Origin of the sequence: Bartonella sp. CL63NXGY (assembly GCF_042194905.1) — a bacterium.
Classification (GTDB): Bacteria; Pseudomonadota; Alphaproteobacteria; order Rhizobiales; family Rhizobiaceae; genus Bartonella.
This window is the reverse complement of the sequence record NZ_JBHINK010000001.1, coordinates 144,007-164,041: the sequence shown is the minus strand read 5'-3', so window position 1 is coordinate 164,041 and position 20,035 is coordinate 144,007. Positions and strand designations below refer to the sequence as shown.

Sequence of the window (20,035 nt, the reverse complement as noted above, 5' to 3'; positions counted from 1 at the left end):
GAAAACTGAAAAAGAGTATGATGGTGCCGCTTTGTACCTTATATTTCAGTAAAAATGGATAGCATAAAGTATTTTATACCATTCATGGAGAGTGTATACTCTTCATAAGAGTGTTTTGGCAATTATTGAAAGATATCTGTGTAAAACAAGCACGTAGTTATATAGGAGTAACGTAGTAGCGCCGTAGATATTCTGATTTTTGGCAACAGATAGAAAATGATTAATATGGTGGAAAAAATAAGCTTAGGCGATTGACCGTCCGATCCCATGGAAGAGCTCTTTCTTAAGAAGAGGCAAAGAATGAGAGACACCACTGATGATTAAAAATGATGAGATTTTAAAAGCTATAAGTGCAATGAAATAAGAATTCATTGAAGCACTTTTCGTACAAGTGGTGCACTGTATCAAATAATTTTTAGATAATAACACCATTAATTTATGAAGAGAATTGATCATTTTCAACTTGAATAAGAATCCAAAATATAGAAATATTCTTTAATTTCAAAGTCTCTATTCAACATCAAAAAATTATTTACTTGCACATTATAGACGAGACCAATGTATGGATACAAGGCTTTCGATAGAGGAATAAAAATGCTTTTCATGAATCATTACAATGTGAGGATATCATGGATAAAATTCTAGTCTTTGTGGTCTTGGTGTGCTGGAGAGAGGACACACACATTTAATCTTAAAGACCGATCACTGAGGAAAATAATAAAGGCGTCAGTTTAGACAGTGGTGCAATGAATTTTGTCTATACTCTTTATAAGCGTCAGTGTGAGATATGCTTTAAATTGCATTGAGATATTATAATATATTGATTTATATATTATTTTTCATAGTGAATAAGAGTTCCAAATAAAGCTATCATATTTTCTCATTAGCTGCTCTCATCATGAAACAATCAAAATCATTTATTTGCATATCATAAATATGACCAATATGGGGATAAAAACATTGAAGAAAGAAAATGCTTTTTATAAATTTTATCCAGTGCAAGAGCTTTGTCAAAATTGATGGTAGCCAAAGTGAATGATAGCTTGTTTTTTTATAAGCTGGGGAGACAGTGGTGCAAGAGATCCTACTTTTATGAAGGCTAAGGTGATACGGGATTTTAAAAAAATATTTCCCAACGCTCGTCACACCCATTTCGCAATCGCGCCCATGAATGGTATAAGGGTAAAGCTTTCGTGAATAATATAAAACTTATAGGGCATCACTATCTTTACGCTTAATAAAAAGAGCACGCTGGCACCATCATCCTCAGTGTTGCCCGAGACGGCCCTTGGTTCTTGAGACGGTCCATTATAAGCGTTTTTAGTTCTTTCTTAAACGTTTTGTATTCATACAGCTATCCTTGTTTGCAATGTGCAAGAAAATGATTTTTATTGCTTTAACATGAGAGAGATTGGAAATGAGAGAATCTTACGATATTTGGGTTCTAATTTAATATGAACAATGCGAGATTATCATTATAAATCAAAAATATTGTATAACAATCGAGATGGATAGACACCTATTGTCAGTTCTATTTTATAGGTTTTTTTAATATCAACGCGTTTGAAGAGTTATTATTTGCAAAGGGGTATATTTTCCTCATGAGGAGTAGGTGTTTTGGGGGCAAAAAATGATACAATCACGTTTGCTAATTTTTGCGCTACGTGTTGTTTACTCATATGGGGCCATTGTTCAACTTTTTTTCTACTTACGAGATAAACTTGATTTGTATCAGCACCCATGACACCTGTACCATCTAGTTGAAGAGAAATATCATTAGCAAGAATGAAATCAGCTCCTTTTTCAACACATTTTTTTTGCGCATTGGCAATGATATCACATGTTTCTGCAGCAAAACCAATGACCAGTGAGGGGCGGTTTGGAGCGTGTCCAATCGTTGCTAAAATGTCAGGATTTTCGACCATATGAAGGGATGGTGGTATTTTATGAGCATTCTTTTTAATTTTGTGTAAAGACTGCGTTTGACTGCGCCAGTCACAAACAGCGGCAACAAAGATGGCACCATCAGCAGGCAATGCGGTTTGAACGGCTTGTAACATCTGTTGTGCTGTTTCAACATGAATGGTTTTTACTTCTTGTGGGTCTGCAAGATTAACAGGTCCACAAATAAGTGTTACTTTTGCACCCAAATGCGCAAGAGCGGTTGCGATGGCATGGCCTTGTTTACCTGAAGACCGATTAGCAAGATAACGTACTGGATCAATTGGTTCATGGGTAGGGCCAGAGGTAACGATGAAATGGCGGTCAGAGAGAGGTTTTTCATGCCCATTCAAAAGAGCCTCTATGGTAGCAACAATAGTTAAAGGTTCGCTCATGCGCCCATATCCTATCTCGTCACGTTCAGCCATATTTCCGATTTCTGGTCCGATGATATGAACGCCATCTGCGCGCAGTTGTGCAACATTGCGAATAGTGGCAGGATGCGCCCACATGGACGGATTCATGGCGGGTGCAATTAAGAGTGGACAGCGTGCCGCTAAAAGAATGCAATCAGTCAGATCATCTCCTATGCCATTGGCTATTTTTGCAATGCGATTGGCTGTAGCAGGGGCTAAAATAATAAGGTCAGCATTACGTGCTAATCGGATATGTCCAATATCATGTTCTTCTTCGCGTGAAAATAAATCAGTATATACAGTACCACCGCTTAAAGCTTCAGCGGCTAAAGGCGTAATAAATTTTTGCGCTGCTTTTGTCATTACAACTTTTAAGTGTGCTCCACGTTCTTGTAAACGGCGAATCAAATCAAGTGCTTTATAGGATGCAATACTTCCACCAATAATAAGAAGGAGAGATTTTGATTTCAATGATTTCACTTCAACAGCACTAGCATGAAGGGGTTGTGTGGTGAGAGGAGTGGGATTGCTTAAAAGGCGTCGGACTTCTTCTTCCATAGAAATACCATTTTGCGCGGCGCGTATACGCAAAGCTTCTTTGGTTTCAGGAGACAGGTTACGAATGGTAATACTGGCCATAAAATACCTCCAAGAAATAAAATGATTGCAATGATTTCATTGTTGATATTTTTAGCATATTAAGGAGATTAGAAAAGATGAAAAAAGTAAAAAGTAAGAAAAGTGCAACAAAGTGCAATGATGAAAAGGCTATAACGACCATAACGGTTTCGATGACTTTGTTCCACAGCAAGTTGTTTGAGGGTAGTAGGAGAAAGATTAAAACCTGTTTTTCTCATTTGATTAAAATCTTCTTCTATCCGTTGGAAATTTTGAACCAATTGTGGTGTTTTGCGTGCCAGCGAAAGGAGAGCTTGTGCTCCTTCACTAAAGTCTTTGGCAACGCCTACGGGTCCTAAATTTTTACTAATCCATTCTTTGACAACGGGTTCAGAAGCTTTCCACATATTAAAAGTGGGGTCTAATGTGCGGGCAACGCCTTCCACAACAACCATCGTTTTTTGCAACAATAAAAGTTCAGGTCGCGTTTGCATGTCAAATAATTCAGTGACTTCAAACAATAAAGTGAGCAATTTAGCCATGGAAATGCTTTGTGCTGATTGTCCGTGAATTGGTTCGCCAATAGCGCGGTTGGCTTGCGCAAAGCTTTCAATATTATGGTGTGAAGGAACATAACCTGCCTCAAAATGGGCGCGTGCAACCCGATGGTAATCGCGGGTAATAAAGCCATAAAGGATTTCAGCAAGGAAATGCTTTTCTTTTTTACCAAGCCTTCCTGTAATGCCTAGGTCAACAGCAACAATACATCCTTTTTCATCTACAAATAAATTACCAGGATGCATATCGGCGTGAAAAAAACCATCACGCAATGTATGGCGAAGAAAAGATTGAATAAGCGTAATAGCGAGCGCCTTCAAATCAAAACCTGCTTCTTTAAGTTTGGAAGTTTCGGATATTCTTATACCATCAATCCATTCCATTGTAAGGACATTACGTCCTGTCCGTTCCCAGTCAATACGTGGAACCCGAAAGCCTGTATCATGTTGAATATTTTCAGCCATTTCAGATATAGCTGCTGCTTCTAGGCGTAAATCCATTTCAAGCCGTGTTGTTTGTGCTAAAGTATCCACTACACAAACAGGACGAAGCCTTCGAGAGGCAGGGATATAGCGCTCTTGTAAATGAGCAATGAGATAGAATCCTCTAAGATCTTTAGAAAAACGTGCTCTGATATTGGGACGAATAACTTTTACAGCACATTTTGTCGTATGGCCAGTTTCATCACTGTATTCAGCTGGATGAACTTGAGCAATAGAAGCGGCGGCAATGGGGGGATAAAAATTTACGAATAAATCATCAATAGAGCGACCAAGAGAACTTTCAATTTGAGCAATAGCGGCGGTACAAGAAAATGTTTGGACGCGATCTTGTAGTTGTGACAAATCTTTCGCAATATCATGGCCGACAATATCAGGCCTTGTTGCAAGAAATTGACCAAGTTTTATGTAAGAGGGTCCAAGCTTATTAATGGCATACGAAATATTTTCAGATCGCTGTTTCTTTTTTGTTTTGCGTCTTGCTAATGCGCCCGCTATACGATGACATAGCGCTGGAAATCCTTGAAGATCATCATGAGGAAGAGCACTTAAAACACCTTCACGTGTTAAAACCCATCCTGCACGCATCAATTGAAAGTAAGGGGAAATTTGCACCATTTTTAAATTTTCCAACCTGAATGCAGCGCTGCAATCGCACCGGTGAGATTGCGGTACGATACCCGCGAAAACCCCGCATGCTTGATCATATGGGCAAAATCATCTTGCTTAGGAAATTTGCGGATAGATTCAACCAAATAACGATAAGCATCGCCATCATTTGCGATAAATTGACCCAGCGTAGGGATAGCATGGAAAGACCAAAGATCATAAATTTTATCGAGCCAAGGCATCTCGACATTTGAAAATTCTAAACATAAGAAACGTCCACCGGGCTTTAAAACACGAAAAGCTTCTCTAAGAGCTTGATCAATATGAGGAACATTGCGAATTCCAAAAGCAATCGTGTAAGCGTCAAAGCTTTGATCTTCAAAAGGTAGATTTTCTGCATTGGCTTCAACAAAATCAATCAGAGGGGCAAGACCATTTTTTTGTGCGCGTTTTTTGCCAACGCTGAGCATTGAGCCATTAATATCAAGTACTGTAGCATGGGCTTTTTGGCGTGAAGCATTAAGAATACGAAAAGCAATATCACCTGTACCGCCAGCGACATCAAGAACTTTCCAATGAGAAAGTGCTGGTGGGGAAAGCCAAGCAACCATGGAATTTTTCCACACACGGTGTAGCCCTAAGGATAAGATATCATTCATCTTGTCATAATTTTCAGCGACAGAATGAAACACACCATCCACCATGGATTGTTTTTGCGTTTCATCTACTCTTGTAAAACCAAAAGAGTGCTCCATGCCACCCTTGGTTCCTACACGTTCTGTTTCAATTGCCATGTATATGATCTTCCTTATTTTTCTTTTATCGTAAATGAAATAGAGAGGGAATGTTCAACTACGAAAAAACAACGTATAAAACTACGACATTTACACAGCCAAAAACAGAAGAGTACCTTTAGATATCAAGATTGGCAACGTTTAAGGCATTGTCTTGAATAAAAATACGTCTAGGTTCAACTTCATCACCCATGAGACGAGAAAAAAGTGAATCTGCATCGGTTGCATCATTAATTTTTACTTGTAAAAGAGAACGTGCATTGGGATCAAGCGTTGTTTCCCAAAGTTGTTCAGCATTCATTTCCCCAAGACCTTTATAACGTTGAAGAGTAACACCTTTTTTACCGTTTGTAAAAATGCTTTCTAAGAGGCTCATAGGACCAAAAATACGCTCTGTTTTATCTTTGCGACGTAAAAGAACAGGAGGATGATATATGTCGATAAAATTTTGGGAAATGCGATCAATTTGACGTGCATCAGTTGAATTTATAAGTCCCACATCAAGCGTAACAACATCTTTAACACCACGCAAAATACGCTCAAAACATAAACTTCCATCTGCTGTATATTGTCCACTCCAACCTTGTTCCATATCATCAGCAATCAGATTAAGGCGGTGTGCTATAGTATCTGCTATTTTTTGCGCTTTTTCTTGTGATGCAAAGACTTCAAGATTAAAAGCGCCAACAATTGCTGCTTGTTCAACAATATTACGATCATAACGGGTATGAAGACCATTTAAAAGTTGACGTAATATACGAGCATCTTTAGCGAGTTGATACAAATCAGCCCCTGCACGAACTTCTCCCGTTGAAAGCTCAAGCGTTGTTTCTTCTAATCCAGTATCGATCAAGAATTCTTCAAACGCTGCTTCATTTTTAATATATTGGGAAGATTTTCCACGCGATACTTTATAAAGAGGAGGCTGAGCAATATAAAGATGACCACGTTCAATCAATTCAGGCATTTGTCTAAAAAAGAAAGTAAGCAGCAAAGTTCGAATATGGGCTCCATCAACGTCCGCATCCGTCATGATAATAATCTTATGATAACGTAATTTATCCGGTGAAAATTCATCTTTACCGATAGACGTTCCAAGAGCTGTAATAAGTGTTCCAATCATATCAGATGAGAGCATGCGGTCGAAACGTGCTCGTTCAACATTGAGGATTTTACCACGAAGGGGTAAAATTGCTTGATTTTGACGTGAGCGCCCACTTTTTGCTGAACCGCCAGCCGAATCCCCCTCGACAATAAAGATTTCTGATTTTGCAGGATCACGTTCTTGGCAATCGGCAAGCTTTCCTGGCAGAGAAGTGATATCAAGTGCCCCTTTTCGTCTTGTGAGTTCACGTGCTTTGCGCGCTGCTTCACGCGCTGTTGCAGCTTCTACCACTTTACTAATGAGAAGTTTTGCTTCATGAGGATGTTCTTCGAGCCATACTGAAAGACCTTCATTGACCAAATTTTCAACAATAGGGCGCACTTCAGAAGAGACTAACTTATCCTTTGTTTGTGAAGAAAATTTTGGATCAGGAACTTTGACAGAAAGAATAGCTGTTAATCCTTCACGGCAGTCATCACCGGTTAAGTTCACTTTTTCTTTTTTAGCAATACCTGAAGATTCAGCATAGCCATTAATTTGGCGCGTAAGGGCACTTCTGAAACCTATCAAATGAGTTCCACCGTCACGCTGAGGAATATTATTGGTAAAACACAAGACCTTCTCATGATAGGAATCGTTCCACCATAGGGCAACATCAACGCTCATACCATCCTTTTCACTTGCAATATAAATAGGATTATCAAGCAGGGCTTTTTTTGATTGGTCAATATATTTGACAAACTCCGTTAATCCACCTTCATAATGCAATTCAACTGATTTAATATCAGCATGACGCTCGTCAACAAGAAGAATATAAACCCCAGAATTTAGAAAGGCTAATTCCCGTAAGCGGCGCTCCAAAGTTTCAAAATCAAACTCAACCATAGTAAAAGTTTCAGAACTTGGTAAAAATCTGATTTCTGTTCCACTTTCTCTATCGCAATCGCCAATAACTTTTAATGGAGCATCAGCTACCCCGTGGGTAAATGATATTTCATGAATTTTACCATTGCGTTTGATTTGCAATTTAAGCCAAACGGATAATGCATTCACAACAGAGACACCAACACCGTGTAATCCGCCTGAAACTTTATAAGAGTTTTGATCAAACTTTCCGCCGGCATGAAGCTGTGTCATAATAACTTCAGCTGCAGAAATACCTTCTGTTGGATGGATATCTGTCGGAATTCCACGTCCATTATCACGAACAGAACAAGAACCATCAGCATGGAGCGTGACGTTTACAAGAGTAGCATGACCGGCTAGAGTTTCATCAATAGCATTGTCTACAACTTCATAGACCATATGGTGTAAACCCGATCCATCATCAGTATCACCGATATACATACCAGGACGTTTGCGTACAGCATCAAGACCTTTGAGAACTTTGATAGAAGCGGCATCATAGTTATTGCTTTGTACTGGTGAGGTTATTTCATCACTCATAAGTTAGTCCATTCCTGTGTTCAATTTACAATATTTTATCCGCTTTTTTCAAAGCTCAATGTTCTGATCAGTTATTTATGGAATAACCACATTAAATATTTACCGTATATCAGATCTAGATTCAATATCTGTCGATATATAATGGAGAGAATGATGAAATGATAGTGTACTGTTATGCTGTAAAACACGAGGGCGGTGATATAAGGCGAATAAACACTTTTGACTTATACAAAAAGTTGTTTCATAAAACGATGCTATTTACTTTGTTTATTTTTGCATATGCGTAATGTTTTAAAATTAGTTATGCATTTTTGTGTTACTCTAACAGAGGTCTTACTTGTTTTATCCATAAATCAATTTTCAATCCTAATTCTACCATATATTTAAAACAAAGGTTACGAGCTCTCTAAGCAGTTCAAACTTTTGTATGTTAGATTGAGGCGAAAATATTGTGTATATTGGTTTGTGTCATCTTTAAAATGTGAAAAAAGCCTCATTTGAGGAAAATATAAACGCGTAAATATAAAAATACGTTTCCACGATCATCTTTTATATTCAACTTTACAATTTTAAAAAACGTCTACGGTGATGTTTTTGAATAATGAGGGTGATGACGCATTATCTTACGCTTTATGTTTTTCTCATTCCTGTAATGGAGGTTACGTCCCTCATTTAAAACAAAGCACCATTGCGCTGATATTCTCGCGCTTTTTTAAGGAACATCTCTCAATGTTTCCAAACTCATTTTACAACGATGTTTGAATAATATAGCGCAAAATACCCTGTGAATACTACAAGATTCATGTCTCCCACCTTTCCCATCTTGACAATAAAGCACAAACCAGAATCATCATTTTATTTTTCAACTCTTAAATGTTGATGCAACCTTAATGTTGAGAAAAACCTCGGCATTTGAGGGGTATTTTTACTCTTTTCTTCAATAGTATCTATATACTTCCCTAGTTGTGATACGCAAGGAAATGGTCTTAATATTTTAAGATACGCGAGATATTTTGATAAAATAAAGTGTGCCACTAAAGTATATACAGCTTATTTCTTATATTTAAAAAATTAAATCACCTTTCTCTAAAATTACCTTTTATATATTTATTTTGGAAAATTAACATCAGAAATCTAAGCATTTTCAATGGTTTCAAAAAAAATATATGAAAACTGTTAAATTTTTTAACAGTTTTAAAAAATAGCAAGAATTTTATTTATTAAACGCCAGATATTTTGGTGAAGTGCGTTAGATAATAGTTAAGAAGAGTTGCATCTTAGTTTTGAAAAATGGGGGAGAGATTTTGAAAATAAAAAAATCTATATATGTAAAACATCTTCAATTGCGTTTACGGTATCTTTTATTCAATAATCCATACAATATTTTTATTCGTATTTTATTTGTAGCAGGGGGGGTTCTATTTTCCTCTTACGCAGAAGCTGAAAGGCTGCCTTCTTTTTTTGATTCGCATGAACACTTGGTACAACCTGATACAACGGATATCTTTCGTTTGCGTTTTGTAACAACTTTTGATTTTCCTCCTTTTAATTTTATTGATCAAACGGGGCATCTTGCAGGTTATAATATCGATTTATTGCGCGCTATTTGTTCAAAATTAAAATTAGAGAAGCTTTGTGAAGTAGAAGTGATTCCTTGGAAAGAGCTTGTAGAACATGTTGAAAATGGTGATGCGGAAGTCATTATTGCGGGTTTAAAAGAAACAAGTAAAACCCAGCAAGATCTTGTTTTTACAAAGTCATATTTACGTTTTCCAGCGCGATTTGTTGCTTCTCGACGTTTAAATCTCGATGAGCCAATAAGCGATCAATTGATACATTTAACCAGTGGTGTTTTGTCTAAAAGTGTTCACGAAAAACTCTTTCAACATTATTTTCCTAAAGCCAAATGGCAAGGATTTAAAAAGAGAGAAGAGCTCTATAAAGCGTTACAAGAGCGTAAAATTGACCTTATTTTTGATGATGGATTTGCTTTATCATTATGGTTCAAAAAACAAAAATCTGTTGATTGCTGCCATTTTGTTGGGGGGGCATATATGGCGCCACAGTTATTGGGGCAAGGAATGCAGCTTGCTGTTGCAAAAAAGAATGAAAAATTGGTTGATATACTCAATTATGCGCTGAAATCACTAGAAGAAGATGGTAAACTTACAGAACTTTATTTGCGTTATTTTCCAATAAGTTTTTATTGATGAATAGTTTTTTAATTAAGGGCTGTTAATCTTTCTGCGCCTAGTCGATAGGAAATAGCTTCTGCGAGATGATAGCGTGAAAGAGTATCTGATCCGTCAAGATCAGCAATTGTGCGTGCAACTTTGAGAATGCGATGATAAGCGCGTGCAGAGAGGTGCATTTTTTCACTCACATCTCGTAAGAGTATGGTCGCACTTTTATCAGGAATGGCAATCTGTTCTATAATTTTGGCAGGGCAATCGCCATTGGTACGAATATGATCAAACCCCATTGTTGAAAAACGTTTAGCTTGAATGGTACGGCATCGTGCGACGCGTTTGGCAACGTCGCAGCTTTTTTCTGATTGTTCTGGTTGCATAAGGTCCATAGCTGTCAAAGCAGGGACATCAATCCGTAAATCAATTCGGTCAAGCAGAGGACCAGAAATACGGGACTGATAATCGATTTGACAGCGTATTCCTTTAGGGCAAACATGGTCTTTTTCGCCTGCCATACCACATCGGCAAGGATTCATTGCGGCAATGAGTTGGAAGCGAGCAGGATAGCTAATATGGTGATTAGCGCGGGCGATAACTGACTCCCCACTTTCTAAAGGTTGACGAAGAGAATCAAGAACCTGCGGAGAAAATTCAGGCAATTCATCAAGGAATAACACACCATTATGGGCAAGGGAGACCTCTCCCGGTCGTCCTTTAAGCCCCCCACCAATCATTGCGGCCATGGAAGCAGAATGATGTGGGGAACGAAAGGGGCAATGAAGTGAAATGGTATTATGAACCGTTTCTCCTGTAATAGAAGCAATCAGAGAGACATCTAAAAGCTCACGGCTATCAAGAGGTGGCAAAATGGAAGGTAAGCGTTGCGCTAACATAGATTTCCCAGCACCAGGGGGGCCTACAAACAAAAGGTTATGGCGTCCAGCAGCACAAACTTCTAAGGCACGTTTGGCTGTTTTTTGTCCTTTGATTTCGCAAAGATCTGGAAGTTCAGTTTCGATAGTATATTGGCGCGGTTGTGGACGTTTTTGAATTTGGGTTCCTTTGAAATGGTTGACTATAGTGAGCAGAGTCTCTGGAGCAAGAATATTTATTTCTGCATTTGCCCATGCTGCTTCAGGTCCACATTGGAAGGGACAAATCAGCCCTTTATCGAGTGATAAAGCTGTCATGGCGGCTGGTAAAACACCATTAACAGCGGTAAGTGAACCATCCAGTGATAATTCTCCTAAAATGATATAGTCTTGTGCTACTTCAGGAGGGAGGATTCCCATAGCAAGCATTAAGCCTACGGCGATTGGCAAATCATAATGCGATCCCTCTTTAGGCAAATCAGCTGGTGCAAGATTAATCGTAATTCGTTTAGTAGGCATAGAAAGTCCACAAGCGTGGAGGGCTGCTTGTACACGTTCACGGCTTTCTGCAACTGCCTTATCAGCTAATCCAACAATAGCCATTCCTATTTTACCAGACGAAATCATAACCTGTACATCGACAGGGACTGCTTCTAGACCGCGAAAAGCAACAGTTGTAATACGTGCGATCATTTATTTATTTTCCCCCTTTAGACTTGGTAGAGACAATCATATCTATTTATAAAAATCAAGAAGCATCTCTATGGTTTTTTTTATAGAGAGATCTATATACATGGGCAGTTTTTAGCGTTCTCATGGAAAGTCATTTGTACAAATTTAACCATGATAATATGGGACGCAATAAAACATTTATAATAAGCTAAATAAATATGTTAAGAAAAAAAGAATGAGGCTGTTCGTGTTATACAACAGTGCAGAATTTTATGAAAATATAAGGGGAGGGTGACGTTATGTATCGCAGAGTGTTATTTGATGTGATAAAACGCGTAAAATGTGCAAAGTAATTATATTTACCTTTCTTATTTTTATATTATTTAAAGCGTAGTAGATGCAAAGTGTATTATAAGGTATCTGATTTTATGGTATACCAGACAAGAATTTTGTTAAAATCAGGGACTGTGCGCTGTGTCTTTATAGGCTTGTGTTTTTCTTTTTCTTTTCCACAGCCTCTTGCTGCATTTGATTTTTTCGGCATTCCTCTTTTTGGTAAAAAGAAAACAAATTCTCCTTCACATTATGCCAAAAGTACAGAGAGATTTTATAAAGTTGATGTTGTTGCACCGCCAGGTGCGCCATTAGAAGGTATAAAAATAGTTAAATCTGTTTCTTCTCTTGTTGCTGATAAAGAGAAAGCATCCGCCAGTTCTTCTGGTTTGCTAGCCAAGGCGCGTTCAGATTATCGAGCAATTCTTTCTGCTCTTTATGCTGATGGACGCTATGGTGGTGTTATTAGTATTAAAATTAATGGCTTAGAAGTCGCTGATTTAAGTCCGGTAACTCAACTTCCAGCACAATCGAATATCGTTATTACAATTAATGCTGGTCCACAATATGTTTTTAGTATTGCCAATATTGATAAAGTAGCTCCGTTTGAAAAACGTAAAGCGCATAAAATGCCCAAAATTGAAGAATTGGGCTATAAAGTTGGGGCTATTGCTAAATCTGAAACCATTTTGAAAGCAGAAAAATGGGCGATAGAAGGATGGCGGCAACAAGGTTATGCTAAAGCTAAAATTATGAAGAGTGAAGTCGTGGCTGATCATGCTACATTGCGTGTTGAAGGACGGATTGTTGTTGGTCCTGGACAAAAGGCTCATTATGGTCCTTTAAGTGTGCGTAATATAAGTAAGAAACCACGTGTAGATTCAGCTTATATCGCGTGGATGACTGGATTGAAACCAGGGCAGATATACGATTCCGATGCGTTAGCTAAGGCAAATGAACGTCTTGCGCGCCTTGGTGTTTTTCGTGCTATCAATATACGTGAGGCTGATACTATTAATCTAGATGGTAGTTTACCGCTTATGCTTGTTGTACAAGAACGTAAACCGCGTCGTTTTGGTGTAGGCGGTAGCTATTCAACATTAGATGGTGCTGGTTTTGAGACTTATTGGATGCATAACAATCTTTTGGGTCATGCAGAGACTCTTAAAATTGAAACAAAAATAAGTGGTGTTGGTAGCAATAAAAAGCAATCATATAATTTTAAAAATTTTGATTATCTTTTCGGTGGCACGTTTATAAAGCCTGGTGTACTCACGCCAGATACAGATCTCAGGTCAGAATTAAAAATACAACAAGATGTTTTAGAAAATTATACGACAAAAGCCATCAAAGGAAAATTAGGTATTACGCATATTTTCAATGGTAATCTATCGGGACAGGCTGCTGTAGAAGTTTCAAATGGTTATTCACGTGATATCTATTTTGGGAGCCGTAATTTTACAACAATCGGTTTCCCTAGCGGCTTGATTTACGATAGTCGTAATAATAAGTTTAATGCAACAAAAGGTTTATATGGTGAAGTTTTCATTGAGCCTTTTTATGAGATGCGTTTTAGCAACTTTGTTGCAAAAGTAACAGCAGAAGGTCGTTCTTATTGGGCGTTGGATGAAGGGGATCGTTTTGTTGTTGCTGCGCGGGCAAAGCTTGGTACAATTCTTGGGAATGATACAGCACAAGTACCCGCAAATACGCTTTTTTTTGCTGGTGGTGGGGGCTCTGTTCGTGGTTATGCTTACCGTAATATTGGTATCAAAATAGAAAATGATGCGGTTGTTGGTGGACGGGCGCTTATTGAGGGATCGGCAGAATTGCGTGTTTCTTTAAATGATAAAATAGGGGTTGTCGGTTTTCTTGATGGAGGTTTAGTAGGGGAAAAGGCGAATTTTGATTTTTCTCAAAAAATTAAATGGGGAGCCGGTATAGGAGGACGTTATATGACGGGTCTTGGTCCTTTACGCGTTGATTTAGCCTTTCCTTTAAAGAGAGAGAAGGGTGACCCTCGCATTGGTTTTTATGTGGGTATAGGGCAAGCATTTTAATGAAAAAAGGTGTACGTTTATCAGCTTTCTTCTTTGTATTTTTGTTTTTTGGGGTGGGTGGTTTTGTTTTTGCGCAAAGAGGAGACATTCTTCCCTCTAGCGAAATGAAAACAGATGATCGCTCATGGTTTGTTTCTTTAATTGAACGAAAGCTTTCAGCGCCTAATCGTCAAGTTCGTTTACACAATATGCAAGGGACACTGTCTTCTCAAACATCAATTGATACTATTACTGTCAGTGATAAAAAAGGGGTTTGGCTTAAAATTACCAATGCTAAAATGGATTGGAATCGTCTAGCGTTGCTGAGAGGGCGGATGGATATTAACCAGCTTTCGGCAGAACAGGTTACATTCTTACGCAAACCGCAAGGCAATTCTTCTTTTGTTTCTTCCCTTGAGACGGGTAAGTTTTCTTTACCAAAATTGCCGCTTGCTCTTTCTATCAATACGCTTACAGCTCAACATGTGACATTTGAACAGAATCTTTTTGGTTTTTCTGCTGATATGTCCTTAAAAGGCAATTTCACCTTGGCTAGTGGTAATTTTGATGTCGATATAGCGGCGCATCGTTTAGATGCACCGGGTTCTTTTTCTGTTCTCACCAAGATATCTGATAGTAATCGTACAGCTCAAATTGATATTTCTGCTAACGAACCACAAAATGGTATTTTGGCAAATATTTTTAACATTGAACAATGTCCAGCATTAAATCTCGTCCTGAAAGGTGATGGTACTTTTGATGATTTGGTTATCAAACTTTCTTTAGAGTCTGATCATCATTCTATTGTAGATGGTAATGTTATTCTTGCAAGTGTTCCAGAAGGACAGAGTTTTTCTACGAAACTAGAGGGAACACTGAGCCCTTTAATACCTTCTCAATATCGTAGTCTCTTCGAATCTAATATAACATTAAAAGCAAAGGCAAGAAGAACAAAAGAAGGTGTGACACACCTTGATCAGATGGTTATTCAGAACAAAGCAATGAACGTTATAGCCAATGCTGAAATAACCGCCGATGGATTTTTGCGACGGCTTTTTGTTGATGGAAAAATGGCTCTTGATAACGAAAAGGATTCTGTTCATTTACCTATATCAGACGTGCCAAAATCTGCGAATACTCTTGCTTTGAACATTGACTATGGTCGCGAAGGTCAACAATCTTGGAGTGGGCGGTTGGTTGTAAATCATTTAAGCAATAAAAATATTTATATTCGCGATGCAATTTTTGATATGGGAGGAGTAAGCGAAAATCTTGATAATGCAGCTTCTCGTCATGTTGGTGTTCAGGTTAAAGGGACGCTTCAAGGGGTTAAAAAGATTAAGGGAGCGTTAGTAGAAAATTTAAGCCAAGCGGTTCATGTGCATTTAGATACGGATATTGTTTCGAACAAACCAATTTTGATTCATGATCTGAGTGTTACGGCTCAGGGTTTTTCTTCTTGGTTAAAAGGGACAATGGAGAATTTTATTTTTAAAGGCGATCTCGGTTTAAAAGCTCAAACATTAACTCCTTTGGAAGTGTTCAGTAAACAATCACTTTCTGGTAGTGCAGATATTAAAGCCAAAGGAACGATCAGTTTATTGAGTGGCATTTTTGATCTCCAATTATCAGGAATGGCTGACGATATGAAAATAGGCATGCAGTCTTTTGATCGTTTATTCAAAGGAAACATCACTCTTTCAGGTGGTGTTACTCGAAATACGAGGGGTGTCATTTTTCGTCATTTTAATTTGAAAAATCAATATACAAACATAGAGGCTAATGGTTATTTTTCAGATGAAAGCGCTAAAATGGATCTATCTGCTCAAATATCTGATTTGTCCAAATTAGATCCAAAGATAAGCGGTGCACTTACAATTCAAAGTACGGCGAGAGGGCGCAATAGCCATATAAAACTAAATACACGTGCCCATATTGCTGAAGCATTAATTGTAGGGAAGAAACTTCAAAACACAACACTTAACATAGATGCATTTGTAGATAATACAGCACCAATTACTTCTTTAACGGGGGTGGTAAAAGGTGAAGGGATTTTTGCTAAGAAACCTTTGCATGTATCGGCCTCTTTTGAAGATTCTCATAAAATTCGAAAACTTAAAAATATCGATATTAGAGGGGGAAGTGCAAAAATAACGGGTGATCTTTCTCAACAACTTGGCGGTTTTTTGAAAGGAGCGCTGCATATTGATGCCGATGATATTTCCGTACTTTCAGCGTTATTTTTGCAGGATGGTAGTGGAAAAGTAAAAGGAGATTTTATTTTTGATGAACAAAATGGCAGACAAAAAACCAATGTGAAGGCGCATGTTAACCATTTGAATTTTTCCAAGAATAAAATAAAAAAATTGGCAATAGATGCTGACATATTCGATCCTTTTGGCATGACTCAGTTTGAAGGAGTTATCAATGCAGAACATATTCAAACACCTTTGGTAATGGTCAATCGTTTAAATGCTCACGCTGATAGGAATAATGGACAAACGGTTTTTACTGTCCAAGCGATGTTGCATGATACTCTCAATGCACGGCTTTCTGGTCGTTTAATGGTTGAGGAACTTCCAGAAAGTATAAAACGAGAAGTGCAAATTGAAACTGTGGACTTAAAACAACATACTTTTCATGCAACATTGCCGAAGCCATCCATAATTGCTTTTGATAAAGATGGAATGACAATCAATGAATTAGGAATTGCAATAAATGGAGGCAACATCATCTTAGCAGGGAATATTCAAGATACCATGAATTTGCAACTTACAATGAATGCGCTTCCTGCTGCTTTAGTCAATCTGTGGAAATCTGATCTTGGAGCAGCAGGGAGTGTAACAGGGCAGGTTATGATTCGTGGTCATTTAAAAAAACCTAATATAACTTACGATATAAAAGGTGAGGGACTGACAACCGTTGCTTTTCAAGATAAAAAAATTATGCCTTTTTCTCTTTCTGCTACGGGGAACACTGTAGATCAAAATCTTACTTTGAATGCAAATTTAACAGGAGAAGGAGTACAAGCACAAGCTCAGGGGCATGTATCTCTAGAGAAAAATGCGCTTGATCTTCATATTAATTTGCAAAATTTATCTGCACGTTTGGCGAATGGTTTTATTGCAGGACAAGCGCTTGATGGGACAGTGATAGGTAAAGTTGATATTGGTGGAACAATGAAGGATCCATCTGCTCATTTTGAGCTTTCTAGTCAAAATTTAACCGCTATGACGCATAAAGGACCGATGTCAATCAATATAAATGCTCGTGGTTCTTATAAAAAATCGACATTTCATATTGAAAATATGATAGCTACTGGAGATAAAGGATTAGATCTTTCCATCCATGGGCCTGTGTCTCTTAATGGTTCAGAGGCAAAATTAAACGTTAAAGGGATAATGCCTCTTGATTTTGTTAATCTCTTATTAGCCAAGCGTGGTGCACATATAACGGGTACAGCAAGAATTGATACAGCTCTTAATGGGGCGTTATCAAAGCCACAATTGTTAGGAAATATTTCTATAGGCGACGGTAGCTTTTTTGATTCACAAACAAATGTAGGATTGAATAATATAAAGCTTGAAGGCAAATTGAAAGGTGATCATATCCTTATAGAGAAAGCTTCAGCTTCTTCGTTTGAGGGGGGGGGAATTTCTGCTTCAGGTCGTATCTCTAATAGTCTAGAGACAGATTTGATATTTCATCTTGATAATGCCAATTATAATGATGGTTCTATGATTCTGGCAACATTATCAGGTGAGATGACAATGACAGGTCATTTTTTAAATAATCTTGTTCTTGGTGGTGATATCATCGTTGAAAAAGCTGAAGTTTTTGTTCCTGATCATTTTAAAAGTGCCAAGTTTCTTGATGTTAGAAATAAGAATTTAACTAAATCGATTCAAACAACACTTGAACGTGCTGATGTTAAGAACACGAACAAAAGCAAAAGCCGTATAGTTACACAAGAATCGTCATCTGTCGTGCTATCAAATATGCGTATTACAGCACGCAATCAATTTTTTGTACGCGGAAAAGGCTTAGATGCTGAACTGGGAGGACGCATTAATCTAGCAGGTCCATTGAATGATGTGCATCCAGTTGGTGAATTTAGAATGATTCGTGGACGTTTTGATATCCTGTCGCAACGTCTTAATTTTGATCAAGGACAAGCGAGTTTTAGTGGTAATCTTAATCCTACGGTTTATTTTGTAACCAACAATAACAGTGGTGATATTCGCGTCACTGTAACTGTAAGTGGGACGGTTGATAATCTTGATATTAATTTTTCTTCACAACCAAATTTGCCTCAGGATGAGATTTTGGCTCGTTTGATTTTTAATCGCTCTCTTAATGAATTATCACCATTTCAGATTGCTCAACTTGCAGCAGCAGCGGCTGATCTTGCAGGTGCTTCTAATACATCTTTGTTGAATACTTTACGAACTAAAATTGGACTTGATGATCTTGATGTTATCGTTAATGAGAAGGGTAATACAGGCTTACGTATTGGACGCTACATACACAATAATATTTATTTGGGCTTTGAAGCAGGGTCTGATGGAACGACGAAAGGGACAATTAATTTAGATATTTCGCGTCATCTCAAAGCTAAAGGTGCCATAGGAAATGAACAAAATTCTAGTATAGGTCTCTTTTATGAAAGAGATTATTAAAGATTGAATTTTAAAAAAACAATTTCTTCGTTTTTTGTCTTTCATTTCTAAATCTGAGGAAGGAGGCATAGACTAGAAATCCTATAAAAGAAGAAGCTTTTTGTTGAGGCGTGAAGAGATATATCTGAAATATTCGATTTTTTGTTATGCTATTCTCTAAAGGGACAAAATCTTCACGAAAGATAGTATGTTATTTTGCTGCTATATATTTATTTTAGAGAAATACCTTACCTTGTTTTCAAGCCCATATCGTGCTGTTGCCTAAAGAATGTAGTGTGTGCAATATATTGATTTATAAAGATAATTTATTGTTATTCAACTTGAATTAGAACTTTGAATATCGTACGAATCTCTTTCGTATTGAATCAATCAAAACCATTCGGTTTGTATGCTACAAGCGGGGAATCCTGTGTGGATAAAACTATTAAGAAATGACTAAAAATGCCTCTTATGAATCATCTCGAGAGCTAAGAGCTGTCGCAACATTAGGGACTGGCAGAATAGTGTGAATGGTGCCGGTTTATTACTCCATAAGCGTAAAGATAGAGGGGGTTAATGGATTTATCGTTATACAGTTCACGAATGTTATCGCGAAATGGGCTTAGGGAAGACTTTGAGAGAGGTCTCTTTAAAACAAGTACGTGAATTTGCAACACAATGGCATTCTGTTTTTACGTGAAGGACATGATTCCATTAAAGACCGTCAAAAGCATGAGGCAAGCAGAGAATTCATAAGATATCGATTTTATTGTCAAACGCATTTAAAGCAATATTTTTTAATAATAAAAATTACCTATTATTTTAGATTTTTGTTTATTGTGTCTTGAATGAGATCACTTTTCTTATAACGAATAGCTCCCCAAACAGAATACTCCAAAATATAACATTATTGTGTTGCAAGTTTATGTACTTGTTTTAAAGGAACATTTCTCAGTGTGCGCTTGAGTCTATTTCATAAGATTGCTTGTGAAATGGTATAAAGTACCTCTTATGAATGGTATAAAATCTACACTACCGTTATTAATAAAGGTATAAGTATTTGCTAAAGCTATAAGCCGGCATTATCATTCTATTTTCCAGCTTTTCATGTTGCTGACAATCTTTTCACTTGAAAGTGTAGAGGTATTTTTATTGCTTATCTTAAGAGTTTTTATGCATATACCAATATCTCTTATGACGTACAACAAGCGCTTTTGATTGATTTATCATAAATATAAAGAAAATTTGCAATAAGCAAATTACATCTTATCTTTTGCATTCAACA

8 protein-coding genes are annotated in these 20,035 nt (G+C 37.5%); 3 read left to right on the top strand and 5 right to left on the bottom strand.

Translation table 11 applies throughout. The features are described from left to right. Window positions 1-1,574: 1,574 nt before the first annotated feature. The 4 genes from coaBC to gyrB all read right to left on the bottom strand — a co-directional run bounded on the left by coaBC (window position 1,575) and on the right by gyrB (window position 7,987). Window positions 1,575-2,996 carry a bifunctional phosphopantothenoylcysteine decarboxylase/phosphopantothenate--cysteine ligase CoaBC gene (gene coaBC, locus ACFIK0_RS00570; RefSeq protein WP_375630590.1) on the bottom strand — a complete coding sequence of 474 codons (1,422 nt, stop codon included), beginning with the start codon at window positions 2,994-2,996 and terminating at the stop codon, window positions 1,575-1,577. Window positions 2,997-3,064: 68 nt separating this feature from the next. After that, window positions 3,065-4,651, bottom strand: a complete 1,587-nt coding sequence (ubiB, locus tag ACFIK0_RS00565; protein WP_273790209.1) for a 2-polyprenylphenol 6-hydroxylase — start codon at window positions 4,649-4,651, stop codon at window positions 3,065-3,067. A gap of 2 nt (window positions 4,652-4,653) precedes the next feature. Continuing rightward, a complete protein-coding gene (ubiE, locus tag ACFIK0_RS00560; RefSeq protein WP_273790210.1) occupies window positions 4,654-5,436 on the bottom strand; it encodes a bifunctional demethylmenaquinone methyltransferase/2-methoxy-6-polyprenyl-1,4-benzoquinol methylase UbiE in 783 nt (260 codons plus the stop codon). Window positions 5,437-5,554: 118 nt separating this feature from the next. After that, on the bottom strand, window positions 5,555-7,987 hold the full coding sequence (gyrB, locus tag ACFIK0_RS00555; RefSeq protein WP_273790211.1) for a DNA topoisomerase (ATP-hydrolyzing) subunit B: 2,433 nt from the start codon (window positions 7,985-7,987) through the stop codon (window positions 5,555-5,557). 1,304 nt (window positions 7,988-9,291) lie between these two features. Between gyrB and ACFIK0_RS00550 the strand changes: the two genes are divergently transcribed. After that, window positions 9,292-10,197 carry a transporter substrate-binding domain-containing protein gene (locus ACFIK0_RS00550; RefSeq protein ID WP_273790212.1) on the top strand — a complete coding sequence of 302 codons (906 nt, stop codon included), beginning with the start codon at window positions 9,292-9,294 and terminating at the stop codon, window positions 10,195-10,197. A gap of 11 nt (window positions 10,198-10,208) precedes the next feature. Here ACFIK0_RS00550 and ACFIK0_RS00545 read toward each other — a convergent pair whose 3' ends face one another. Then, window positions 10,209-11,741, bottom strand: coding sequence for a YifB family Mg chelatase-like AAA ATPase (locus ACFIK0_RS00545; RefSeq protein WP_375630585.1), 1,533 nt, complete (start codon window positions 11,739-11,741; stop codon window positions 10,209-10,211). A 407-nt stretch (window positions 11,742-12,148) separates the two neighbouring features. On the opposite strand from ACFIK0_RS00545, the gene ACFIK0_RS00540 reads away from it, so the two are divergent. Together ACFIK0_RS00540 and ACFIK0_RS00535 are read left to right on the top strand one after the other, a co-directional pair. After that, a complete protein-coding gene (locus tag ACFIK0_RS00540; RefSeq protein WP_375663327.1) occupies window positions 12,149-14,113 on the top strand; it encodes an autotransporter assembly complex family protein in 1,965 nt (654 codons plus the stop codon). Continuing rightward, window positions 14,113-18,771, top strand: coding sequence for a translocation/assembly module TamB domain-containing protein (locus ACFIK0_RS00535; protein WP_375663326.1), 4,659 nt, complete (start codon window positions 14,113-14,115; stop codon window positions 18,769-18,771). Before ACFIK0_RS00540 ends, ACFIK0_RS00535 begins: the two co-directional genes overlap by 1 nt. Window positions 18,772-20,035 lie beyond the last annotated feature (1,264 nt).